The organism is Massilia sp. PWRC2 (assembly GCF_049896725.1).
Lineage (GTDB): Bacteria > Pseudomonadota > Gammaproteobacteria > Burkholderiales > Burkholderiaceae_D > JAFCUW01.
The window spans coordinates 1-776 of sequence record NZ_JAFCUW010000049.1; the positions used below are offsets into that span (position 1 = coordinate 1).

The window sequence follows — 776 nt, forward strand, 5'->3', positions numbered from 1 at the left end:
TTGAAGAGCATCCCCTGTTGGGCCTCAAGCTTGGCCATATCGCGCATGTACTGGCGCGCCGCCGTAGCTTGGTCCGTGGTGGCCTTTGCTGCGATATCCCCCTGCTCGCCCAGCATTTTCAGCGTTGGCAGCATGTCGGCGCCAGCCTTGCCGAACAGCGCCTGGGCGATTGCGGCCTTGCCGGCACCGTCTTCATACTCGTACAGCTTCTTCGCGATATCCGTGAACATTACGGCCGGGTCTTTGAGATTACCGGCCGAGTCCTTGGCGCTGACGCCCAGATACTTGAGCGCGAGGCCCGCGCCCTTGGTGTCATTGTCGGCACCGGCCATGCCCTTGGACATTTTCGACAGCGCCGAAGTGACCGCCTCGATGTCGGAGCCGGATTGCTTGGACACGAAAGCGAGCTTCGACAGGTTTTCAACACTGGCGCCCGTCTTTTCCGACAGGGTTTTCAAGTTTGCCATGTTGGTGACGACGCCCATGATCTTGCCGGTGATGGCGTCAAAGCTCATTCCGACTGCGGCGCCGAGGATCATCCCCTTGGCCAGCGACATCGCCGCTGCCTTGGCCCCGTTTGCCTGCGCCTCGAGCCTCTTAATGGCATCGGTGGCCAGCTTCGTGCTCGCCGACATCGCCGACATGGACTGGTCGACCTGCTTTGCGGCGGCGCCCATGTCCGAATTGAACTTGGCGATATTGGCTTCTAACGAAACGACCAGCGCCCCTAAATTACCTCCTGCCATTTTGTACCTTTCTTCGTGTGCGCCTCGGCG

The 776-nt window shown here is 60.3% G+C and carries 1 protein-coding gene; it reads right to left on the reverse strand.

Annotated elements, in window-relative coordinates; all coding sequences use genetic code 11:
- Positions 1-746: hypothetical protein (locus tag ACP7BZ_RS22975; RefSeq protein ID WP_426117517.1), on the reverse strand; the 746-nt coding region annotated here is incomplete at its 3' end.
- Positions 747-776 lie beyond the last annotated feature (30 nt).